Source organism: Amycolatopsis sp. PSD-21, assembly GCF_055561455.1.
In genome coordinates, this window is the sequence record NZ_CM145712.1 from 7,298,171 (window position 1) to 7,319,744 (window position 21,574).

Below are 21,574 nucleotides of genomic sequence, written 5' to 3' on the forward strand. Positions count from 1 at the left end.
TGCTTGGACAACACGACACCCAAAACGTTGGTCTATCCGGTCAACGAACGGCGCCGGCCGAAGGTTCCGGTGTGGGGTAAGAAGGTTCGCGAAAAAGATCCATGTATCGCTCCCCTTGCGGGGTCGCGGGGTCGTGGCGCTCGACCTGGGTGTCGAGCGGGTGGCTGAACAGCGCACTGTCGGTGCTGTGAGTTTTGACTGTGAAACCTTTCGGAGGGACCGCTGGGTTCGCGGTCTTCGGCGAGGCCGGGGGCGAATTCCACCCGCCTCGTGCCGGAACGGCGTCGCGCCGCGAAGGCGCCGCCATCTCCCACGATACACGCCCCGGGGCCGAAACCCCAGGGCGTCCGCATCGATCAGCCGGGCGCCGTCACGTTGAGCGCCGCCACGACCGTCCGCTCTTCATGGGCGAAATGCGCTTCGAGCACCCCCGCGAGCGCGTCGAACTCGTCGCGCAAGCGAACGGGGTCGCTCTCGCCGTGGACGTACCCCTCGACGAGCTCCCGGATCCGCTTCTGCAGGCCCGCGACGACAGCATGGTCCTCCCCGAGTCGGGTCAGCACCGGCCCGAGCGCCGGGAACCGTTGCGCCAGCATGGGAAACGCGCCCATGTCCTCGCCGGTGTGATGTTTGGTCAACGCCTCGCAGAACGAAATACAGTGTGCCCGCAGGGATTTCTCCATCAGAAGCGTGTCCGCACGCCCGGCCACGATGTCGTCCACCCCGGCGCGCAGCGTCTTGAGCTCCTCCCGCAGCCAGTCGTGGACCTCCACCAGGAAGTCCCCCAGCCCCCGCACCCGGTCGTCGATCCGGTGCAGGATCACGACCGGCAGCACGCGTGTCGTTTTCGCCTGGTACTCGGCGAAACCCGGCTCCGCGGCGACGATCTTCGCGAACAACGCGTCACGTTCCGCCGCGGGCGGAACGGCCGCGATGGCCTCGTAGGTCTCACTCCCGGTCTCGATCGTGACCCGGTGGTCACGCCGGATGTTGTGATACCAGCCCGGATGAGCCGGCGCCCCCATGTTCGAAGCGACGACGACGGTCTTGCCGTCGATTTCCAGGTAGCCCAACAGGTTCGTCCGTCGCGCACCGGTATTGGCGCCGGTGGTGGTGAGCAGGATCAGCCGCCATCCTTCGAACATGCCGCCGAGCTTTCCCTTGCTCCGCCTGAATTCCTCTATCACCTGGTCGTTGAAGCCGGTCAATGCGGTCCTTTCCCGTCGATGTGTCGACAGGAGGGCGCGGAACCGCCACCGGAAGAGCGCACACGAACCTGGACGCACCCGGTTTTCGGGCGCACCACATGGAGGCGTCGTCCCACGACGAGGGGATGACTGAATACGAGAGACGGTGTGTGCCGATCTCTGGTGGCCGAGTAGCCGCTACCTCCATGCGTAGGCCCATACGGGGCTCGAGGACGACGTTAGCACGAGCCTGGGCCTCTGCGCACCACGCTTTCGCTTAACCGAAGGCAAGTTAAGGCGCTTCGCTGCTTTAAGACTCCTTCGCGGTCGCCATTTTTCGGCAATTCTCTCCGTTGGGCCGTTTGGGCTAGCTCAGGTGTTCGATTTCGAGTAGATTTGAGGTCGTGGCCAGCAACGATGCACCCCAGGAGACGTCCACCGAGTGGTGGCGCGTCGACACCGCCACGCTGCATGCCCGCAAACAGGAACTCGAAGTCCTGAAGCGCCGGGCGGATGCGGAACAGAACGCGATCCTGGCGGAAATCAATTCCCGTGGGGTGCGTGGGTGTAGCGGGCATTCGACGTTGGCCGCGTTGATTTTCGAGGACTTCCTCGTGACGGACAAGGAAGCCAGCGCCCGAGCAGACCGGGTCCTGGCCCTGCACCCCGGCCCGGCCATCGGCGGAGACCCCGAACCACCACTGGCGCCCTTGACCGCCCAGGCCGCCGCGGAGGGCGCGATCGGCGGTGGTCAGATCGACGCGATCATCCGCACCCTCGCCCGCATCCCCTCCACCGTGCCCGAGGACGACGTGCGGGCCGGGGAGGCGATCCTGGTCGAGCTGGCGCGCCGGGCGGGGCCACGGCAGATCGCCCGCGCCGGACGCCGCCTGCTGGACGAACTCGACCCCGACGGCAAAGAGCCCCGCAACGAGGATCCGAAAGACACCCGGCCGGAGCTGCGGTTCGTCCAGCACCGCGACGGCACCCTCGGCCTCAAGGCTCGGCTCGACCTGGAAACCTACGCCCGGTTGAAATCCGACCTCGACCCCATGGCCAAACCCCACAAAGCCATCGACGGAGTCCGCGACTCCCGCACCCAAGACGAACGCTACGGAGACGCCTTCACCGACTACGTCCGACTGAAAACCACCAGCCGCAACCTCCCCGGCCAAGCCGGCGAAGCCACCCACATTCTCGTCACCATGTCCTACGAGGACCTGATCAACGACCTCGGCGAAGCACACCTCGACCTCGTGGGCCCGATCAGCGCCACCGACGCCCGCATCCTCGCCTGCGACGCCCGCGTCCGCCCCGGCGTCCTCGGCACCGCCGGAGAACCCCTCGACATCGGACGCTCCAAACGCACCGTCTCCCTCGCTCAGAAGTACGCGTTGACGATCCGCGACGGCGGCTGCGCCTTCCCCGGCTGCGACATGCCCGTACCCCGCTGCACCGCCCACCACATCGTCTTCTGGCGCCACCACGGCGAAACCAAAATCGACAACCTCGTCCTGCTCTGCACCAAACACCACCGCCTGATCCACCACAGCGAATGGAAAGTCCAAATCGCCCAAGACGGACTCCCCGAATTCACCCCACCCACCTACCTCGACCCCACCGGAACACCCAGACGCAACACCATGCACCTCAGAACATAGGCCGAACCGGAAGCCGAAAGGCTTGCCAGGGAGCGCGACTGTCCACATGAGACAGGAGTCGCGGTACCCGATCCGGCACTTCGCAAGTGTCGTGAGCGAAGCGTGCCCAATGACGCCAATCGGGCGTCCAGCGACAAGAGTGGCCAGGGAATGCACGAGCGGCCCGTAGACCAGTCCAGAACCACGCCGCGGAGACTGCTTCACTTGAGGCAAGTGAAGAAAGCTCGTTCGGCGGGAGCTCAGTCATTGCCTTTCCACCCTTAAGAGCCCCACCTCAGGCCGAACGCCCCTGCTACGTTGCGCGAACTTCTTCACAACGCGACCGTTCGCCCCGCTGCCCCGCCGCCCGCTCACCCGTCGCCGTGCCGCGCCGCCCCCTCACCCCTCACCCCGCCGCCGCGCCACCCACTCACCCCTCGCCCCACCGCGCCCGCCCGCTCAACGTTCGCTCCGCCTCCGCGCCACCCACTCACCCCTCGCCCCACCGCGCCCGCCCGCTCACCGCTCACCCCGCCGCCGCGCCCCACTCACCCCTCACCCCGCCACGCCACCCACTCACCGCCGTCACAACACGACCGGCCACCCCGCCCCGGCCACCCTGCGGCCCGCCCACCCCGCCACCCATCAGAAACCACGGCACGAAAGGCCCCTCCCCACATCCGACGCGAGGAAAGTCCCCTTCACCTCACCTGCCCGACCCAACCCACGGCGCCAGGCGTAATCCCTAATCCAGCGCCAACTCCCCGACCACCTGGTCCCCGCTCGTCTCCCCGGTCAAGCGGAACCCGAGCCTCAGGTAGAAGCGCTCGGGCCCGTCGTCGCCTGGGTGCCAGCACGCGGTGAGCCGGTCGCCGCCCCGGCGGCGGATCTCGGCGGCCACGGCGTCGACCGCGAACCGGCCGTAGCCTCGGCCCTGCTCGCCTGCCGCGATGTTGAGCCGCCAGAGGCCCGAGCGGATGTCCGTACCCGTGCCGTCGCCGGCGAAGTCGATGTCCAGGAAGGCCATGAGGAAACCGACCAGCCGGTCACCGTCGAAGATGAGGCGGGGCCAAGCGACGCCGGGGTGCACGTAGGCCTCGGCGAGGGACTTCACGACCGGCGCGACCAAATGGGCTTGCGCCGGGTGGACCTTCAGCTCGATCGCGGCCTCGAAGTTGGCGGCGGTGACCTCGGCCAGCCGGAGTGTCTTCGTCATGCTGGAACCGTAATTCGGAGGATCAAGCGATTTACGCTTCGTCCAGCACCGCCCGGATCACGTGCCTCGCGTTCCCCGCCATCGCCTCGTTGGTCCCGCGGTAGTACGGCAGCGCGATCAGTGCCTGCGAAAGCGTCCGCGCGCGGCCGCGGCTCCAGGTCGCCTCGTCCACTCCGAGCGCCTCGCGGAAGACGTCCCTCGCGTCGGCGGGTAGGAGGTTCCACGCCGGGAACAGGTCGCAGGCCGGGTCGCCCGCGCCCAGGCAACCGAAGTCGATCACCGCGGAAAGCCGGTCGCCGTCCACCAGCAGGTTGCCCGGCATCAGGTCGGCGTGCAGCCACACCGGTGCTTCCTCCCACGCCGGAACCCGTAATGCCTCCTCCCAAAGGGCGAGGACGGCGTCGCAGTCGACGTTCTCCTCGGGGATCGCGCGCAGGCTTTCGATCGCCGACCGCGTCTCCGCGTCCAGCGTCGTGAGCGGTCCGCCGCGGTGCGCTTTCGGCGCTTGCGCCATGGGGATTCGCCGCATCGCAAGCACGAACTCGGCCAGGTCTTCGGCCAGCGGTACGGGCAGGCGGAGCGCGTCCGGCCGCGGGTTCTCGCCCGGCAGCCAGCGATACACCGACCATGGCCACGGGTAGCCGTCGGCCGGTGCCCCCGCGCCGAGCACCTCGGGGATCGGTGTCGGCAGCCGTGGCGCGATGCGCGGCAGCCACTTCTGCTCCAGCGCCACGTCTTTCGCGCCGCCTTCGGTCAGGGGCAACCGGACGACCATGTCGTCGCCCAACCTGAACATGGCGTTGACCGTGCCGCCCGACGGCCACCGTTCGACCGTCCGCCCCGCCCACCGGGGGAACCGCGCCGCGATCAGCTTCCGCACCAGGTTCTCGTCGACCACGACGGACATCCAACCACCGCGCGGGCATCATCGGGCCATGCCGATCCTCACCGGCCCCGAGCCACTCACCCCCGAGCGCACCATCCGCCCGGCCCTGCCGGGTGAGGAAGACGCCGTACTCGACCTCCTCGCCGAAGCCGCCGCTTGGCTCACCGGGCGCGGGATCCACCAATGGCCGCAACGCTTTCCCCGGGAGCCGGTGCGCGATCAGATCCAGGCGGGTGAGGCGTTGCTGGTCGTCGGGCACGGCGAGCCGATCGCGACCTGTGTGGTGACCGAGGCGGATCCCGGGCTCTGGGGTGAAACGCGAGAACCGGCCTACTACCTGGGCCGCCTCGCGGTGGCGCGGGAGGCGGCCGGGGCCGGGCTCGGGGACAGGATCATCGACTGGGTCGGCGAGAAGGCCACGACTCACCACAAGGCCTTCGTCCGGGTGGCGACCACGAGGGACAACGCCGCCTTGCGCGGGTTCTACGAGCGCATGGGTTTCGAGCACGTGGCCGATCCGCCCGAGGCGAAATGGCCCACCAGCCTCTACGAAAGGCCAACCGGCTCACGGCAGGCCGAGGATTTCCGGCCGTGAGGCGTACTGCCGCCAGTGCCGCCCCGGATCCGGGACGAGGCGGCGGCTTTCGAGATCCAGCAGCCCGGAAAGGCTCTCGACCTCGGCCACGACGGCGCCGTCCGGTGCCACGAATTCCTGGACGACCCGTGACACCTTGCCCGGCTCCCAGGCGAACCTGGTCAGGACGTCGATCCGCGCGCGGGCACGTAGTTCCCGGCGGAACCGGATCGTCGTTTCGAGGTTGACCGGGCCGAGGTTCCCGGCCTTGAGCGCCAACGGGTCCACGCCGGCCGCCCACACGCACTCCCAGCGCGCGTGATCGGCGTACGCGAGGTAGGCGGGGCCGCGGACGTGACCGTTGATGTCGAGATCGTCCGTGCGGATGTCGATGGTGACGCGGAAAGGTTCGGGCACCTTCCGATCTTCGCCCCGGCGGACCGCTCAGTCTGGAACGTTTCGGCCAGTCCACGACCGCACGAGCGCGCCGGGCGAAGTCCCCGACAGCCGGCGGCATTCGCGCCCGAGATGGGACTGATCCGCGTAGCCCACATCGGCGGCGACGTCGGCGAGCGACGTCTGGCCCCGGCCCACGGCCCCGACACGCTCGAGGAACCGGCGGAACCGCAGCACCCGCTGCAGCTCCTTGGGACCGACGCCGACGTCACGCCGCATGTGCCGCCGAAGGCCACGCTCGCTCACGCCCAGCTCCGCGGCCACCCGGTCGGTCCGTGCACCGGGCGCACGCAGCGCGCGAGCGGCCGCGAGGGACAGCCCGTCCACCTCGACGTCCCGGAGCCTTTCGGCGATCAGCGTTTCCAGCACCGAGCGCGCCTCGCCGGGCGTCCCGCACCCGGCCAGCTCGGACTCCGCGCGGCGTGCGCCGGCGGCCCACAGGTCGCGCAACGGCGTCGCGCCCGCGCTCAGCTCCGTCATCGGCAGGCCCAGCACCGCACCACCGACGCCGCACTTCAGGCGCAACCCGGCGGTCCACTCCGCCGACGGCAGCTCGTGCCGCAGCACCCCGCGCACCGTGGTGACCGCGGCGAGCACCGAGCCGTCCCAGACGAGGTCCACACAGCCGTCCGGGAACACCCTCAGCGGCCGACGGCAGCCCACCAGCCCCGTCCAGGCGCTCTCGACGACGCCGGCCACGGCCGCGCCCGGCGTGCTTTCGCGGTACACCGAACGGCCCGAACGGCGACGCAGCGGAACACCCACGTCCGGCAGTATGCCCCCGCCCACCGACAAGATGCGCTCCACCTGATCTTGCTGAAGACTTGCCGCCGTGCTGCGACCGGTGTTCGACCCGTCCCCCGCCGAGTGGATCTTTCCCAGGCTCGGCGGGACGTTCGGCGCGGCCGGTCGCACGGTTCCGCGTGGTTACGCCGCCTACGCGCGCCTGTGCCACCCCGCCGAGCGCGACCGCGGCGGCTGGGCGAGCTGGAGCGAAGCCGCGGCCGAGACGGGACGGCGCGCCCATGGCGCCATGCAGTGGCACGCGCTGGTCGGCTCCCCGGATCCGGTGAATCTCACCGGCTCGCTCTGGCGGGGCTCGCCGCCGGGACGCGGCACGCTGCCGTCGCACAGCCTCACCGCGCTGCTGGCCGTCCTCGGCGAGCACACGTCCGTTTCGGAAGCCTGGTTCGGCCTCTGGGACGGCTACGGCTGGGCCGACGAGGCGACGTTGTCCCGCGAGCACCTCGACGCGCCACGCCTGCGCCACCCCGGCCGGGACTACCTGCTCTTCCAAGGCCCGCTGACGTCCGCCACGGAACTCGGCTGGCGGCCCCGGCCGAACTGGTTCGAGGCGCAGTCGCCCAACCTGTTCTGGCCGGACGACCGCGCGTGGTGCGTCGCCACCGAAGTCGACTTCGATTCGACCCTGGTCGCGGGCGAGCAGGCCCTCATCGACGCCCTGGTCAAGGCACCGGGGCTGGAGGTCTGGCCGATCGAGTCCGACACCTCGCTCGCGGCCGACGGGGACCGGATCAACCAGCTCCCGTGACGGGTCAGCGCTCTTCGATCGCGTCCACCTTCGTCGGGTAGAACGCCACGTGGTCCTTGATCTCGGCGACCGCGTCGTGCGGCGCCTCGTAGGTCCAGACGGCGTTCTCGGCGACGCCGTCACCGGTGCGGATGCTGTAGTACGACGCGTCGCCCTTGAACGGGCAGTACGTCGAGTGGTCCGTCCGCTCCAGCAGGCCGAAGTCGACGTCGGCGCGCGGGATGTACTGCGCGGGCGGGTAGTTCGCCTCCCGCAGCGTGAGCGCGTTCGCGCTGTCCGCGACGACCTTCCCACCCACCGTGACGACCACCCGCGCCTTGTTCGGCTCCACCGTGATCGGGTGCTCGGCGCTGGGCTTCAGTACCTTCTTGTCAGACATGGATCAGCTCCCTCGAGGGTTTCCGATACCGGGCACAGCGACGCCGGCCGCACGGATATTCCCTCAGGCGGGTAGCTGCGCGCGGCAGAGGAACGCCACTCCGGAACGACCGATCCTGGTCAGCACCAGAGTCGCTTCCTCGCCACCGCGAGGCTTCAGTTTGCGCCGCAACGCGTCCGGGTCGATGTCGAGCCCGCGGACGAGGATTTCCAATCGGCCGATGTCGTGCTTCTTCAGCAGGACGCGAAGGTTCTTCTCGCTGTACGGTCCGTGCTCGAACACCCGGAACGCCCGGATCCCGGGTGGCGGGGTGTCCCCGGTCAGGTACGCGATGCGCTCGTCGAGCTGCCACAACCCGTGCCGCGCCGCGTAGTGCCGTACGAGGCCGGCCCGGACGACGGCGCCGTCGGGGTCGACGATCCATTCACCCGGCTCACGCGCGGGGATCTCGTCGGGATCGGCGTCGGTGACCGTCCATTGTGTACCGTCCGAACGCAACACCGTCGCCCGGCGCGACACCGTCGAGCCCACACCGCGCCACAGGCACGCCTCGCGGACCTGACCGTCCAAAGAGACCAGTTCGACCTCGTCCGCCCAGGGCGCGATGGAGAAATCGAGGCCAGGCGCGCATTTGACCGAAAGCTCGCGTCCGGGATAGGCGTCGACCAGGCCGTCCAGCGGTGGCAGGAAGTCGGCGGGTTTCCACGCCCGGCGCCCGGCGGAGTCACGGCGGGCGGGGTCGGCGACGACGACCGCGGCCCGGCTGACCGGCCGCAACGCGTCGGCCCTGAGCAACGCCGGCGAAACCCCGGCCTCGGCGGCGTTGTGCCGCGCCATCGCCAGCCGGACGTCGTCCAGATCCGAGCCCAGCGCCTTGGCGGCGACGCGGGCGATCTCGATCAGGTCGGCACCGACGGAACACGTCACGTCGTGGACGTCACGACCGGCCAGCCGCGAAGCCCGGTGCCGGGCGACCAGCGTGGCGCTGGCCTGCTGGAGGGCGTCGCCGGTGAACAGCCACGAGCCCGCGGCGTCCAGTTTGTACGACGACTTCCGCCGCAGCACCACCGTTTCCAGCACCGCGGCCGCGTGGTCCGGGGCGATCCGGCGCACGGCGGCGACGTCGGCGATGCGGGTCTTGTCGGTCAGCGGCAGGGAAGAGCATTCGGCGAGCGCCGCGCTTCCCGCGCCGGAGCGCAGGAAGGCGACGTCGTCGAGGGTGAACTGGTACGGCAACCTACGATCGCTTGGTACCGGTGATCATCACGTTGTAGAACAGCTCGCGCGGCAGCACCTTGGCGAGCAGCTTCTTGTCCAAAGCGGACAGTCGCAGCCAGAGCCGGTACGCGAACAGACGCCAGCGCAGGGTCAGTTTCTCCTGCGGCACGGCGGCTTCGAAGGTCCGGATCGGCCAGCCCGCGAGCGCGGCGGCGAACTCCTCGGTGACCGCGCGGACGTCCTGCGCGCCCGCGCCGCGGGCCATCGACTCGAGTTCGGACGGGTCGAAGGTGTGGATGTCGACCACGGCCTCCAGCGCGGCCGCGCGGGAGGACTCGTCGAGTTCCTCCTGCGGGCGGCGCCAGCCGTTCAGCACCGGGAGCTTGGTCAGGTTCGTGGTGAGGTACCACGTGATCTGGCCGAGTTTGCGGGCGTAGAAGTCGCCGACCTTCGTCGGCTCGCCCGCGAAGACGAACCGGCCGCCCGGCTTCAGCACCCGCAGCACCTCCGCGAACGCCGCGCGCACGTCCGGGATGTGGTGCAGCACGGCGTGCCCGACGACGAGGTCGAAACTGTTGTCCTCGTACGGGATCCGCTCCGCGTCGGCGACCCGCCCGTCGACGTCGAGGCCGAGGTTCTCGGCGTTGCGCAGCGCGACCTGCACCATGCCCGGTGAGAGGTCGGTGACCGAACCCTTCTTGATCACCCCGCCCTGCATCAGGTTCAGCAGGAAGAAACCGGTGCCGCTGCCCAGTTCCATCGCGGTCGGGTACGGCTGGCCGTCCTCACCGGCGACGGCGTTGAACACGTCCGTCGCGTAGGAGATGCAGCGCTCGTCGTAGGAAATGGACCACTTCTGGTCGTAGGTCCCGGCTTCCCAGTCGTGGTAGAGCACGTTGGCGAGCTTGGGGTCGTCGAAGGCGGCCTTGACCTCGTCGGCGGTGGCGTGCGGATTCGGCGCCGGATCGTTCACCTGCGTCATCGGGCTTACTTCCCCTCGAAGGTGGCCTTGCCAGGGCCGTTTTCGATGAACGACTTCATGCCGTTGCGCTGGTCCTCGGTCGCCCAGAGCGCGGCGAAGAGGTGGGATTCGAGCTTGAGACCGCTCGCGAGGTCGGTGTCGAGACCGCCGTCGATGGCGGCCTTCGCGGCGCGCAGCGCCACGGCCGGGCCGTTCGCGAACTGCGAGGCCCACTTGTGCGCGGCGGCGTAGACGTCGTCCGGCGCCACGACCTCGTCGAGGATGCCGAGCGCGAGGGCCTCTTCGGCCTTCACGAAACGGCCGGTGAACACGAGGTCCTTGGTCTTGCTCGGGCCGATGAGCCGCGCCAGGCGCTGCGTGCCGCCGGCGCCGGGGATGACGCCGAGCTGGATCTCCGGCTGGCCGACCTTGACGTTGTCACCGGCGATCCGGCGGTCGGCGGTCAGCGCGAGTTCGAGGCCGCCGCCCAGCGCGTAGCCGGTGATGGCCGCGACGACCGGCTTCGGGATGTTCGCGATGGTGGCCAGCGACGCCGTCAGCGCCGCGCCGAACTTCGCGATCTCCGGGTAGGTGCGCTCGGCCATCTCCTTGATGTCCGCGCCACCCGCGAAGGTCTTCTCGCCGCCGTAGAGGATCACGGCGCGCACGTCGTCGCGCTCGGAGGCCTCACGGGCCGCTTCGGCCAGCTCGGCCTGCACCTGGTTGTTCAGCGCGTTGACCGGCGGGCGGTCCAGCCGGATCGTGCCGACCCCGCCTTCGACCTCGAGACTTACGAACTCTCCCACGCCGTCCTCCTTAACCGTCCAAGACAGAGTGCAGGCTACCGGTCAGTACGACCCGTCAGCGGCGACGGGCGAAGAAGCGATCACCGGATCGTTCGAGCAGGAGGTCCTGGTCGAACGTCTTGGACAGGTTGTCGCTGGTCACGACGTCGTCCACGAGACCGGAGGCGACCGCGCGGCCGTCGCGCAGCAACAGCGCGTGGGTGAACCCCGGCGGGATTTCTTCCACGTGATGGGTGACGAGCACCATGGCCGGGGCCTCCGGGTCGAGGGCCAGCTCGGACAGGCGGGCGACGAGGTCCTCGCGGCCGCCGAGGTCGAGCCCGGCGGCGGGCTCGTCGAGCAGCAGCATCTCCGGGTCGGTCATCAGCGAACGCGCGATCAGCGTCCGCTTGCGCTCGCCCTCCGACAGCGTCCCGAAGGTGCGGTCGGCCAGGTGCGCGATGCCGAGGGCACCGAGGAGCTCCATGGCGCGGTCGGTGTCGAGGCTGTCGTATTCCTCACGCCAGCGGCCGACGACGGCGTAACCGGCGCTCACCACGACGTCGACGACGCGCTCCTCGCCCGGCACACGCTGGGCGATCGCGGCCGAGGTGAACCCGATCCGCGGGCGCAGCTCGAAGATGTTGACCTTGCCGATCCGGTCGCCGAGCAGGTCGACCGTTCCGGTGGTCGGGTGGAGCTCGGCCGCGGCCAGCCGGAGCAGGGTGGTCTTGCCCGCGCCGTTCGGGCCGAGCACCACCCAGCGCTCGTCCAGTTCCACGGTCCAATCGAGGTCGGCGAGGAGGTCGTTGCCTGTTCGGCGGACCCCGACACCGGTCATCCTCATCACGAGGTCGTCAAGTTCGCTGGGCTGGATCGGCTCGCTCACGCGCCCATTGTGTCCGCACTCGCGCGCGTGTGTGCACCGGGCCGCCGGTCGGGGGAAAGCGGCTGGTCCAGGAAGTGGGACGAAGCGACCCGCGCGCGGTGGCTGTGGCACCATCGGCGACGTGATCAGGTCCGTGTCCGCCGCCTTCCCCGTCATCGGGGGCTCTTTCTGGCGCCGCCGGGCCATCGATCTGCTCCTCGTCGCCTCGTGCGGGTGTACCACCGCGCGACACGGCTGAGTTCCTCTTTCCGACGGCACTCCCCGTGTCGCGCCGCGCCTTGCCTTCCGCGCCCGCGAACCTTCACGAGGAGCCTTTCCGTGACCACGTCCATCACGCCCCGCCAGGATTTCGAGATCCACCCGCAGCTGGCCGATCCGCTGCTCCCCGATCTGCTGCACCCCGACCGTCTGCTCTGGACTCCCCGCGAACTGGCCGAGCTGACCTCCACGGTCACCACCGAGCTGACCTCGGGCCTGCGCGGCCTGCTGCGCTTCGACCCGGACCACCGCTGGTGGGCGCGGCTCGCGCTGACCGACGGCGTCGAGCTGTGGCTGCTGTCGTGGCTGCCCGGCCAGCAGACCAAACCGCACGACCACGGCGGCGCGTCCGGCTCGTTCACCGTGCTGCAGGGGGAGATCGGCGAGGAGTACCGCTACCCCGGCGGCCCGGTGCGGCGCCGCACCCACGTCGCGGGCGAGGGCATCGGCTTCGGCGCGGGGCGCGCGCACCAGGTGACCGGCATCGGCACCGAGCCCGCCGCCAGCGTCCACGCCTACTCGCCGCCGCTGGTCGCGACCCGCGAATACGCCACGCTCGCCGACGTTCCCGCCGAGATCCCCTCGCTGGCCCCGATACTGGGCCGATGAGCGCGATCGACAGCCTGCTGGCCACCGCCCGGGCCGGACTGGACCGGGCGGAGCCCGAGCGGGCACTGCGGCTGCAACGGGACGGCGCCCTGATCGTGGACATCCGCCCGCACGTCAACCGGGCCGAAGAGGGCGAGATCCCCGGCTCGGTGGTCGTCGAGCGGATCCATCTCGAATGGCGGCTCGCGCCGGACAGCGAATGGCGGCTGCCGGAGGTGAAACCGGACTCGACGGTGATCGTCGTGTGCAACGAGGGGTACTCGTCGAGCCTCGCCGCCGCCGACCTGCAGCGGCTCGGCCTGCCGGGTGCCACCGACCTCGAAGGCGGGTTCCGGGCCTGGCGTTCGGCGGGGCTCCCGGTCCGGGAAGGCGGCACCCCCGCCGTTCCCTGATCCGCTACCGCCGGACCGCGAGCCTGGCGACCGATTCCGGGGAGAGCGGGAGCGCGGCGTGGATCCCGGTGCCCCGCGTCGGCCTGGGGTTGACCAGCACGCCCGTCGCCGCGGCGCGGCCGGCGGCCGCGAGCACGACCTCGCGGCCGGTCCGGTGCCGGATCCGGCCCCAGCCCGCGCCGGTGACCGCGCGGTACTCGGCCAGCAATCGCTCGTCGGTGAAGACGCAGAGCCAGTCTCCGTGCGCGCCGAGCCTGGCCGGGACCGGGGCGCCCGCCTCGTCCGCCGGGCCCCACACCGTGCCGTCGAGGAACATCCGCATGACCGAGGGGACGGGCTCGCGCGGGCTTCGTTCCCGCTCGGGGCGGACGTTCTCGGCGATCCACCGCGAAGCGAGCCTGAAGTCTTCGCCGGTGAGGTCCTCCTGAAAACCGTCGAGGCTGTTCTTGACGCTGCCGAGGAAGTCGTAGAACCGCCGGGTGCAGGTGCGCTCGGAGACCGGCACCCGGCCGCGGCCGACCATGGTCCTGATCCGGCCGACCATGCCCGCCCCGCCGTGCACCGGATCCACGCCGAGGTTGTAGGCGGTCCAGACGATCTCGGGCATGAGCGGGTCGGCGAACCGATCGAGAACGCGGTTCAGCCGCAGAAGGACGATTTCCCGCGTCCGGCCGGCATCGGCGTCCTCGGCGATCCCCCAGATGCCCCGCAATTCCGGCCCCAGCGCGTGGCGCAGCCCGTCCTGCCGGATCCCGGCGCGGGCGTGGACATGGTGCAGCCGGTCCTTGGCTCTGCGCGAGGTTTTCGTTTCCTTAGCCGAAGCCACCATTCCTCCGCCATTCGGGAAGGGCCCGGCAAAGTGTATTTCACCAGGCCGTTCCGCATTGTCCGGCGGAAATCGAAGATCAGAGGTTTCCTCTGTTCGCCACCGGCTTGACAAACGGGGAAATGGACCAGAATCGCCACATGGCGTCACTCAGTCCCTGCGCCCGCCGGTCGAATTCGACCGGATCGGCCAGCAGGAGAGCGGGCACCAGTTCAGTCTGGTCCGGGCCGGTGTCGGGCGTCGGTGAAATCGGCCCAGCGGTAGGCGCGGGCCGGGATTCCTGGACCACGCGCCGGTCGACCTCACCGAGCACCGTCTTCAACGCGGCGAGGTCCCTGCCCACTTCGGTGAGCGTGGCCGCGGCCCGTGCCGCCGCCTCGGTCCGCTGGGCGATCAACCCTCGGATGAGCGTGGGATCCGCGGTGTCCCGCGCGGTCCGGGTCAACTGCTCCAGGACCGCCACGTAATCGTCCAGCGCCCGCGCGGCGCGGGCGTGCTCCTCCGCGACCATCCGGCACCGGGCGGCCAACTCGGTCCGGCGGCCCGAATACGCGTCGTGTCCAGTGCCGGACCAGCCATGAGGATCTACCTGGCGCACCTCGACGGCTTGGTCTTCCAACGTCCGGGAAACCGCCCGCAAGCGCTCCGCCTCGCTTCGGAGCACGCTGACCGTCCCGGCCGTCCAGGGCGCGCTCGCCCCGTCCGGGTCTTCCGGCTTCATCGTCCGTCCTGTTCGCTCAGCCGAGAACGGCCCGGATGGTGCCGTCGTCCGAGTCGCCGGTCCGCCGGGCAAGGCTTTCGGCGGCCCCGATCGCAGTGACCTTCTCGATCGCCGCTTCTTCGCCGTTCCGGTAGGCGCGCGCGGCCTCGCCCAGCCGGTCCCCGAGGCGCCGCACATCCTCGGCGAGCACGGCGACGCTGTGCGCGGAAGCCTCCTGGAAGCTCTCCAGCGCCGCGACGAGCACGGGGTCCCCCGCTTCGCTCGCCGTGGCCTTGAACTTCAGCGCCGGTTGCCTGGTGATCATCTCGGTGATGTCGTGGAGCCGGTCGCCCGCCCGGCCGAGCTCGCCGGGAACGGCCTCGAAATCGAACATGTCCGGTGTCCTCGTCTCGGGTCAGCACTCACGGGCGAGCCGGTCGATCTCCGCCGGCGGGAGGGGGAGCGTGGCGTCGGCTCCCGCGCCCAGCACCGGACTCGGATCGATCAGGATCCCGGTCGGGAAGATGCGGCCCGCCGCCGTCCGCACGACGTCACGCCCCGTCCACCGGCCGATCCGGGCCCAGCCCGCACCGGTGGACTCGCGATAGGCGGCCAGCAGGCGCTCTCCGGTGAAGACGCACAGCCACTCGCCCCGGGTATCGAGCTTCGCCGCGAGCGGCACACCGTCGCGGTCCGCGGGGCCGTGGACAGGGCCGTCGAGGAACATCTTCAGCACCGGGTCCATGGGGGTCCGCAACCCTCGGATCGCGGCGGACAGTCCGTCGGCGACCACGGCGGGTTCCGGAGGCTCGGGCCGGATGTTCCCGGCCAGCCAGCGCGAAGCCCGGGTGAGGTCCTCGTCGGTGATCGCGCATTGTTCCGCGCTCAGGCTGTCCACGACAGCGGGCAGGAAAGTGTCGTTGAACCGGCGGGTGCAGGTCCGGACGCTGCATTCGACGCCGCCCTCGTCGACCAATCGTTGGAGCCGCTGGACGACTCCGCTTTCCTCCCCGGGCGAAGCCGCGCCGAGGTTGTACGCGGTCCAGACGATCAGATGCATTTCGGTTTTCGGGAACTGCCTCAGGACACGGCTCAACCGCAGGAGCGCGATCTCCCGCACGCGCGACGCCTCGGCGTCTTCCGCGATCCCCCAGCGTTCGAGCAGCTCCGGGCCCATCACCCTGGCGAGCCCGTCCTGCCAGATGCCATTGCGCTTGTGGATGCCGAGCACGCTGTCCTCGGGCTTTTTTCTTTTCCTCGTCGAAGTCACTATTCCTCCCCTGCGCGACCTCAAGGACGAAGAGCCTAGGCGATCACAATATGCCGCACGAATCGCCCCCACGCGCCCGATAAAGCGCCTTTCACCTGCACTTTTGCCATTTTTTGGACACCATCAGGGCTCGAACCCCCTTTTGTTCGCCACCGAATTGACAACGAACGCCGGTGACCAATCCGTGGCATATGAAAACCGTACGTACGTCTCATGACCACTTACTGGCCAAGGCCCGGCAGAGGGTGCGCGAAGACGATCAATCCGCTTAGCGTCGGAGCGACCGCCGCTGATCGAGCGGCCAGGAATCAGGAGTACGGAATGGAACTCGTCGTGATCGTCGGGCTGGCGATGCTGCTCGGGGCCGCGGCCGGCTGGCTCGTTTCGGCACGGTGGCATCAGCGCCGCCGGGCGGAACTCGTTCAGTTCGCCCAGGCATGGGAATACGCGCGGTACGCCGGATACGTCTCGGCGCACCGGTACCCGCATGGGACCGGTGCGCCGTTCTTGAGGTGATTCAGGCGTGGACGACCCGCGCCAATTCCGCCGGTGTCGCCAGCAGACGGTGTTTCGGCAGCACGCGGACGGTGTAACCGATGGAGCCCGGATGCGGCAGTTTCAGCCGCGCCGCGAACGCGCCGATCCCGTCGCCCGACATGGGGACGGTGACGGGGTCGCTCAGTTCGTCCCCGTCGCCCACCTTCCCGACGACGGCCTGAACGTCCACTTCGGACGGTTCGAGACCGGCGAGGTCGATCCGCGCCCGGATGGTCACCTCGGTCCCGGTGACCATCGGCGCGGAACCCTCGACGAGCAGTTCGGTGTCGAAGATCCGCACCCGCGGCCAGGCGACGTCCAATTTGGTCCGGTAGTCGGCCAGCGACAGCGCGCCGCGGTATCCGTCACCCGTGGCTTCGGCAACCATGCGCGAGGCGGGCAGATAACCCGATTCGACGTACTCCCGCACCATCCGCGCGGCCTGCACGCGCGGCCCGAGGGTCTCCAGCGTGTGCCACACCATCGACATCCAGCCGCCGGGAACGCCGTCGGCGCCGCGGTCGTAGAACAACGGCGCGATCTGGTGACCCAGCAGGTCGTAGAGCGCCGCGGCCTCCAGTTCGTCACGGCGCAGCGGGTCGGTGACGCCGTCCGCGGTCGGGATCGCCCAGCCGTTGCTGCCGTCGTAGCACTCGTCCCACCAGCCGTCGCGGATGGACAGGTTGAGGCCGCCGTTGAGCGCGGACTTCATCCCCGAGGTGCCGCACGCCTCCAGCTGCCGCACCGGCGTGTTCAGCCAGACGTCGCAGCCGCGGTAGAGGTAGCGCGCCATGGACATGTCGTAGTCCGGCAGGAAGACGATCCGGCGCCGGACCTCGGGATCGTCGACGAACCGGACGATCTGCTGGATCAGCTGCTTGCCGCCCTCGTCGGCCGGATGCGATTTGCCCGCGACGACGAGCTGGATCGGACGCCGCTCGTCCAGCAGCAGCGCGCGCAGGCGCTCCGGGTCGCGCAGCATCAGCGTGAGCCGCTTGTACGTCGGCACGCGGCGCGCGAAGCCGACGGTCAGCACGTCCGGGTCGAAGACCGTGTCGGTCCACCCGAGTTCGAGCGCGGACGCGCCGCGCTGCATCCACGCGGCCCGCACCCGGCGCCGCACCTCAGCGACCAGCTTCTCGCGCAGTTCCCGTCGCAGCGCCCACAACTGCTCGTCGCTGACGCCGTCCCGCAGCGGCTTGCCCCGCGCGCCGTCGAGACCCAGCTCCTCGTGATTGCGCCCGAGCAGCGCGCTCAGCTCGCGCGCCACCCAGGTCGGCCCGTGGACGCCGTTGGTGACCGACGAGACGGGCACCTCGTCGAAGTCGAATCCCGGCCACAGCCGCGAGAACATCCGCCGCGACACGCGGCCGTGCAGCGCGGAGACGCCGTTCGCGCGCTGGGCGAGCCGCAGTCCCATATGCGCCATGTTGAACAGGCCGGGGTTGTCCTCCGCGCCGAGCGCGAGCACGCGGCGCGGGTCGACGTCCGGGACCAGCCTGCCGTCGGTGAAGTACCGCTGGACGAGGTCCACGGGGAACCGGTCGATCCCGGCGCTGACCGGGGTGTGCGTGGTGAACACGGTGCCGGCGCGGACGGCGGGCAGCGCCTCGTCGAACGCCAGCCCGTCGGCCTGGATGATCTCGCGGGCGCGTTCCAGCCCGAGGAATCCGGCGTGGCCTTCGTTGGTGTGGAACACCTTCGGCTGCGGGTGCCCGGTCAGCTCGCAGTAGCGCCGCACCGCGCGGAAGCCGCCGATCCCGGCCAGGATCTCCTGCCGGATGCGATGGTCGGCGTCGCCGCCGTACAGCCGGTCGGTGACCGCGCGCAGGTCTTCGTCGTTGGCCTCGGTGTCGGTGTCCAGGAGCAGCAGCGGGATCCGGCCGACGCGGGCCTTCCAGATCTGGGCGTGCAGCGTGCGCCCGGCGGGCATCGCGACGTCGACCAGCACCGGCTTGCCGCCGTCGGTCACGAGTTCCAGCGGGAAGGCGTTCGGGTCGATCACCGGGTAGTGCTCGACCTGCCAGCCGTCGAGCGAGAGCGCCTGCCGGAAGTACCCGGCGCGGTACAGCAGCCCGACACCGACCATCGGCACGCCGAGGTCCGACGCCGCCTTGAGGTGATCCCCGGCGAGCACACCGAGGCCGCCCGAGTAGTTCGGCAGCGCCTCGGTGACCCCGAACTCCATCGAGAAGTACGCGACGGCGGGCGGGAGGTCGGCGTCGTCCTGCTTCTGGTACCAGCGCGGCTCGGCGAGATAGCGCTCCAGATCGGCGACCGCCTCGCGCGCGTGGGCGAGGAAGGCGTCGTCGACGGCGAGTTCGTCGAGCCGAGCCGGTGGCAGGGCGGTGAGCATCCGCAGCGGGTCGCGGACGCGGTTGAACAGCTCCGCGTCCATCGACGCGAACAGGTCGCGCGTGGGCGGGTGCCAGGTCCAGCGCAGATTCGTGGCGAGGTCACCGAGGCCGGAGAGCGACTCCGGCAGGCTCGCGCGGACGGTGAACCGGCGGACTGCTCTCATGAAGAGCGACCATATCGGCACGGCCCCCGCCCCGCTCAAGACCCACTTCGGGGATTACCTGCACGCGGGCCATAAGCGCTGGGTAGGGTCCCTGCTTGCCGGAGTACGCGGCCCGGTCGGGGCCCTGACGACAAGCGAGTGAACATGATCCAAGGGGGAGCGCGGGGTTTCAAGCGCCCGGCTCTGATCGCGGTCGTGACGGTGCTGGCCCTCGGGCTGAGCGCTTGCAGCGACAAGGGAAGCTCGACCGGCCAGCAGGGCAGCCAGCCGGGCGCCGGTGACATCGCCGGTCTGCCGGTCACGCATTTCGAGAGCGGGCTCAAGCCGAACGCGCCCAAGCCGGATCTGCAGGTCCGCAACGAGGACGGCTCCGAAGACGACCAGCTCGCCATCGCCGCCATCGCCGACGCGCAGGCCTACTGGACCGAGGTCATGCCGCGCGACTTCGGGCAGCCGTACGAGCCGCTGAAGTCGCTGCTGTCCTACAGCGCGAAGACCGACGACGAAGAGACCGAATGCGGCAGCGTCAAGAAGCTCGTCAACGCGTTCTACTGCCCGCCGGGTGACCTGGTGGCGTGGGACCGCGGCGTGCTGCTGCCGATGCTGCGCGAGCGGTTCGGGAAGATGGCGGGCGCCGTCGTCCTCGCCCACGAACTCGGGCACGCCGTGCAGTACCGGCTCGGCGAGAAGGCCAGCATCAAGAAGAACACCCCGTCGATCGTCAAGGAGCAGCAGGCCGACTGCTTCGCCGGCGGCTACTTCCGCTGGGTCGCCGAGGACAAGAGCAAGTTCTACCGCGTCTCCACGTCCGAGGGCCTCAACCAGGTCATGGCGTCGCTGTTCCTGATCCGCGACCAGGCGGGCACCAGCGCGACCAAACAGGGCGCGCACGGCACGGCGTTCGACCGCACGTACGCGTTCCAGGTCGGGTTCGAGAAGGGCCCGAAGGAATGCGCGGCGATGAACGAGGACAACATCAAGGCGCGGATCACCGAGCGCCCGTTCGACAAGGGTGACAAGGGCAAGGGCGACGCGAAGCTCGACATGAAGATCATCGGGATCCTGAAGGAGAGCCTGGACAAGGCCTTCGTGGGCGCCGGCGTCCCTGGCCCGGAGATCACCGAGGACGGCAACGGCAGCTGCCCCGGCGGCCCGAGCACCCCGCCCGCGTCGTACTGCCCGTCGAACAACACCGTCAGCATCGACTTGGCCAAGCTGCGCGAGCTCGCCCAGCCGGTCGACCAGCAGGAGGAATGGGAAAGCGGGCACAGCGAGGGCAAGGGCGACTTCGCCGCGTTCTCGGAAATCGCGTCCCGGTACGCGATGGGCATCCAGAAGGGTGTCGGCGCGTCGATCGACAACGCGAACGCGGGTCTGCGCACCGCCTGCCTGGTCGGCGCCTGGGCGAAGGCCAGCACCGTGCCCGGCGCGACGTTGCGGCTCTCTTCCGGTGACCTCGACGAGGCCATCTCGGACCTGCTGAGCCCGGAGAGCCTGGTCTCGGCCGACGTCAACGGCAAGCGCGTGGACAACGGTTTCGAGCGGATCGAGGCGCTGCGGAAGGGCTACCTGGAGAGCTCGGCGGTCTGCTCGACCCAGTACGGCTGATCGGTCCCGCCCAGGTACATGAAGGCCCCCTTCCTTGCGCTAGGCGCAAGGAAGGGGGCCTTCATGTACCGCGAGAAACCTCAGTACAGAGCGCTAGCCAGATCCCGCCGCGCCTTCATGACGCGCTCGTCCGCCGAGTCGAACAGGTCGAACAGCGCCACCAGGTGCTCCCGCACGCGGTTGCGCTCGTCGCCCGCGGTACGCCGCACGACGGCGATCAGCCGCGCGAAGCCCGCTTCGGGCTGCTGCCCCGCGACTTCGAGGTCCGCGGCGGCGAGCTGGGCGTCGAGGTCGGCCGGGTTCGCGTCGGCCTTCGCGATCGCGTCCGGGCCGGCGGCCTCGGCGCGAGCGGTGAACTTGACCTGCGCCAGCGCGGTCTTGGCCTCCTCGTTCGCGGGTTCGACGTCGAGGATGCGCTCGTAGGCCGCCTGCGCCGCCGCGAAGTCGCCGCGCTCGAAGGCCTCCTCGGCCTCGGTGAACCGCGGGTCCTCCGGCACCTCGACACCGCCGCCGTTCTGCTCGGCGGCCTTGATACCGGGCAGCCGGTCGCGCAGCGCGTCGAGCAGCGAACCGAGCCACTTGCGGATCTCGGGTTCGGGCAGCGCGCCGGAGAACGCGTCGACCGGCTGGCCGCCGCCGATGGCGATGACCGTCGGGATCGACTGCGCGCCGAACAGCTGCGCGATGCGCGGGTTGGCGTCGACGTCCACCTTCGCGAGCACCCAGGCGCCACCGGACTCGGCGGCGAGGCGCTCCAGCACCGGGCTGAGCTGTTTGCACGGGCCGCACCATTCGGCCCACAGGTCGACGACCACCAGCTGCTGCAGCGAGCGCTCGACGACCTCGGCCTGGAACGTCGCCTCGGTGACGTCGATCACGGCGCCGGCCGTGGCGGGAGCGGCACCGTCCGCCGGACGAGGTGGGGCAGGAGGCTGTTTCTGGGGCGCCTCGGCACGCGCCTTGAGCGCGGAAAGGTCGACCGCGCCGGAAAGCGCGGCGGAGAGGGCCGCCGTCTTCGATGCTGATCCGCGTGGGTGTGTCACGGTTCCATCCTGGCACGCATCCCCGAGCGTTTCACCGCATGCCCCCGGCTGCCCGCTTGGCAGGACG

At 70.0% G+C, this 21,574-nt stretch carries 23 protein-coding genes; 7 read left to right on the top strand and 16 right to left on the bottom strand.

Going from position 1 to position 21,574, the window contains the following annotated elements; translation table 11 throughout:
• Positions 1-356: 356 nt before the first annotated feature.
• The gene (locus ACZ1DY_RS34210; RefSeq protein ID WP_465482143.1) at positions 357-1,208 is read right to left on the bottom strand and encodes a nitroreductase/quinone reductase family protein; all 852 of its coding nucleotides are present in this window, start codon (positions 1,206-1,208) and stop codon (positions 357-359) included.
• A 383-nt stretch (positions 1,209-1,591) separates the two neighbouring features.
• On the opposite strand from ACZ1DY_RS34210, the gene ACZ1DY_RS34215 reads away from it, so the two are divergent.
• A complete protein-coding gene (locus tag ACZ1DY_RS34215) occupies positions 1,592-2,848 on the top strand; it encodes an HNH endonuclease signature motif containing protein (protein ID WP_465482144.1) in 1,257 nt (418 codons plus the stop codon).
• A 724-nt stretch (positions 2,849-3,572) separates the two neighbouring features.
• On the opposite strand, the gene ACZ1DY_RS34220 is transcribed toward ACZ1DY_RS34215, so the two are convergent.
• Together ACZ1DY_RS34220 and ACZ1DY_RS34225 are read right to left on the bottom strand one after the other, a co-directional pair.
• A complete protein-coding gene (locus ACZ1DY_RS34220) occupies positions 3,573-4,043 on the bottom strand; it encodes a GNAT family N-acetyltransferase (RefSeq protein WP_465482145.1) in 471 nt (156 codons plus the stop codon).
• 31 nt (positions 4,044-4,074) lie between these two features.
• Positions 4,075-4,950 (bottom strand): aminoglycoside phosphotransferase family protein, encoded by an 876-nt coding sequence (locus ACZ1DY_RS34225; protein WP_465482146.1) that lies wholly within the window; start codon positions 4,948-4,950, stop codon positions 4,075-4,077.
• A 28-nt stretch (positions 4,951-4,978) separates the two neighbouring features.
• Between ACZ1DY_RS34225 and ACZ1DY_RS34230 the strand changes: the two genes are divergently transcribed.
• On the top strand, positions 4,979-5,524 hold the full coding sequence (locus ACZ1DY_RS34230; protein WP_465482147.1) for a GNAT family N-acetyltransferase: 546 nt from the start codon (positions 4,979-4,981) through the stop codon (positions 5,522-5,524).
• Here ACZ1DY_RS34230 and ACZ1DY_RS34235 read toward each other — a convergent pair.
• Both ACZ1DY_RS34235 and ACZ1DY_RS34240 read right to left on the bottom strand, forming a co-directional pair.
• Positions 5,495-5,920 (bottom strand): acyl-CoA thioesterase, encoded by a 426-nt coding sequence (locus ACZ1DY_RS34235; protein ID WP_465482148.1) that lies wholly within the window; start codon positions 5,918-5,920, stop codon positions 5,495-5,497. The two genes, ACZ1DY_RS34230 and ACZ1DY_RS34235, sit on opposite strands and share 30 nt — an antisense overlap.
• Before the next feature lie 27 nt (positions 5,921-5,947).
• On the bottom strand, positions 5,948-6,724 hold the full coding sequence (locus ACZ1DY_RS34240) for a helix-turn-helix domain-containing protein (protein ID WP_465482149.1): 777 nt from the start codon (positions 6,722-6,724) through the stop codon (positions 5,948-5,950).
• Positions 6,725-6,791: 67 nt separating this feature from the next.
• Between ACZ1DY_RS34240 and ACZ1DY_RS34245 the strand changes: the two genes are divergently transcribed.
• Positions 6,792-7,511: a hypothetical protein gene (locus ACZ1DY_RS34245; protein WP_465482150.1), complete on the top strand. Its 720-nt coding sequence runs from the start codon at positions 6,792-6,794 to the stop codon at positions 7,509-7,511.
• A 4-nt stretch (positions 7,512-7,515) separates the two neighbouring features.
• On the opposite strand, the gene ACZ1DY_RS34250 is transcribed toward ACZ1DY_RS34245, so the two are convergent.
• The 5 genes from ACZ1DY_RS34250 to ACZ1DY_RS34270 form a co-directional block, all read right to left on the bottom strand.
• The gene (locus ACZ1DY_RS34250) at positions 7,516-7,890 is read right to left on the bottom strand and encodes a DUF427 domain-containing protein (RefSeq protein ID WP_257484743.1); all 375 of its coding nucleotides are present in this window, start codon (positions 7,888-7,890) and stop codon (positions 7,516-7,518) included.
• A 63-nt stretch (positions 7,891-7,953) separates the two neighbouring features.
• Positions 7,954-9,126 (bottom strand): class I SAM-dependent methyltransferase, encoded by a 1,173-nt coding sequence (locus tag ACZ1DY_RS34255; RefSeq protein ID WP_465482151.1) that lies wholly within the window; start codon positions 9,124-9,126, stop codon positions 7,954-7,956.
• Between the two features lies 1 nt (position 9,127).
• Positions 9,128-10,090: a class I SAM-dependent methyltransferase gene (locus ACZ1DY_RS34260; protein ID WP_126732853.1), complete on the bottom strand. Its 963-nt coding sequence runs from the start codon at positions 10,088-10,090 to the stop codon at positions 9,128-9,130.
• A gap of 5 nt (positions 10,091-10,095) precedes the next feature.
• A complete protein-coding gene (locus tag ACZ1DY_RS34265) occupies positions 10,096-10,875 on the bottom strand; it encodes an enoyl-CoA hydratase/isomerase family protein (protein WP_005167845.1) in 780 nt (259 codons plus the stop codon).
• Between the two features lie 55 nt (positions 10,876-10,930).
• On the bottom strand, positions 10,931-11,743 hold the full coding sequence (locus tag ACZ1DY_RS34270) for an ABC transporter ATP-binding protein (RefSeq protein ID WP_465482152.1): 813 nt from the start codon (positions 11,741-11,743) through the stop codon (positions 10,931-10,933).
• A 318-nt stretch (positions 11,744-12,061) separates the two neighbouring features.
• On the opposite strand from ACZ1DY_RS34270, the gene ACZ1DY_RS34275 reads away from it, so the two are divergent.
• Positions 12,062-12,610 (top strand): cysteine dioxygenase, encoded by a 549-nt coding sequence (locus ACZ1DY_RS34275; RefSeq protein WP_126732851.1) that lies wholly within the window; start codon positions 12,062-12,064, stop codon positions 12,608-12,610.
• Complete coding sequence (locus ACZ1DY_RS34280; protein WP_257484741.1) at positions 12,607-13,002, top strand: rhodanese-like domain-containing protein; 396 nt, start codon at positions 12,607-12,609, stop codon at positions 13,000-13,002. Before ACZ1DY_RS34275 ends, ACZ1DY_RS34280 begins: the two co-directional genes overlap by 4 nt.
• Before the next feature lie 4 nt (positions 13,003-13,006).
• On the opposite strand, the gene ACZ1DY_RS34285 is transcribed toward ACZ1DY_RS34280, so the two are convergent.
• From ACZ1DY_RS34285 to ACZ1DY_RS34300, 4 genes are all read right to left on the bottom strand, one after another.
• A complete protein-coding gene (locus ACZ1DY_RS34285) occupies positions 13,007-13,831 on the bottom strand; it encodes a hypothetical protein (RefSeq protein ID WP_465482153.1) in 825 nt (274 codons plus the stop codon).
• A gap of 76 nt (positions 13,832-13,907) precedes the next feature.
• Positions 13,908-14,549, bottom strand: coding sequence for a putative T7SS-secreted protein (locus ACZ1DY_RS34290; RefSeq protein WP_465482154.1), 642 nt, complete (start codon positions 14,547-14,549; stop codon positions 13,908-13,910).
• A gap of 16 nt (positions 14,550-14,565) precedes the next feature.
• Positions 14,566-14,922, bottom strand: coding sequence for a hypothetical protein (locus tag ACZ1DY_RS34295; protein ID WP_257484738.1), 357 nt, complete (start codon positions 14,920-14,922; stop codon positions 14,566-14,568).
• A gap of 21 nt (positions 14,923-14,943) precedes the next feature.
• Complete coding sequence (locus ACZ1DY_RS34300) at positions 14,944-15,798, bottom strand: hypothetical protein (RefSeq protein WP_465482155.1); 855 nt, start codon at positions 15,796-15,798, stop codon at positions 14,944-14,946.
• Between the two features lie 321 nt (positions 15,799-16,119).
• On the opposite strand from ACZ1DY_RS34300, the gene ACZ1DY_RS34305 reads away from it, so the two are divergent.
• Complete coding sequence (locus ACZ1DY_RS34305; RefSeq protein WP_192743073.1) at positions 16,120-16,314, top strand: LapA family protein; 195 nt, start codon at positions 16,120-16,122, stop codon at positions 16,312-16,314.
• Between the two features lies 1 nt (position 16,315).
• Here ACZ1DY_RS34305 and glgP read toward each other — a convergent pair whose 3' ends face one another.
• Positions 16,316-18,856, bottom strand: a complete 2,541-nt coding sequence (gene glgP / locus ACZ1DY_RS34310; RefSeq protein ID WP_126732844.1) for an alpha-glucan family phosphorylase — start codon at positions 18,854-18,856, stop codon at positions 16,316-16,318.
• Positions 18,857-19,000: 144 nt separating this feature from the next.
• On the opposite strand from glgP, the gene ACZ1DY_RS34315 reads away from it, so the two are divergent.
• Positions 19,001-20,464 carry a neutral zinc metallopeptidase gene (locus ACZ1DY_RS34315; RefSeq protein ID WP_465482156.1) on the top strand — a complete coding sequence of 488 codons (1,464 nt, stop codon included), beginning with the start codon at positions 19,001-19,003 and terminating at the stop codon, positions 20,462-20,464.
• A gap of 80 nt (positions 20,465-20,544) precedes the next feature.
• Here the strand turns inward: ACZ1DY_RS34315 and ACZ1DY_RS34320 are convergent, their stop codons facing one another.
• On the bottom strand, positions 20,545-21,507 hold the full coding sequence (locus ACZ1DY_RS34320; protein ID WP_257484734.1) for a tetratricopeptide repeat protein: 963 nt from the start codon (positions 21,505-21,507) through the stop codon (positions 20,545-20,547).
• Positions 21,508-21,574 lie beyond the last annotated feature (67 nt).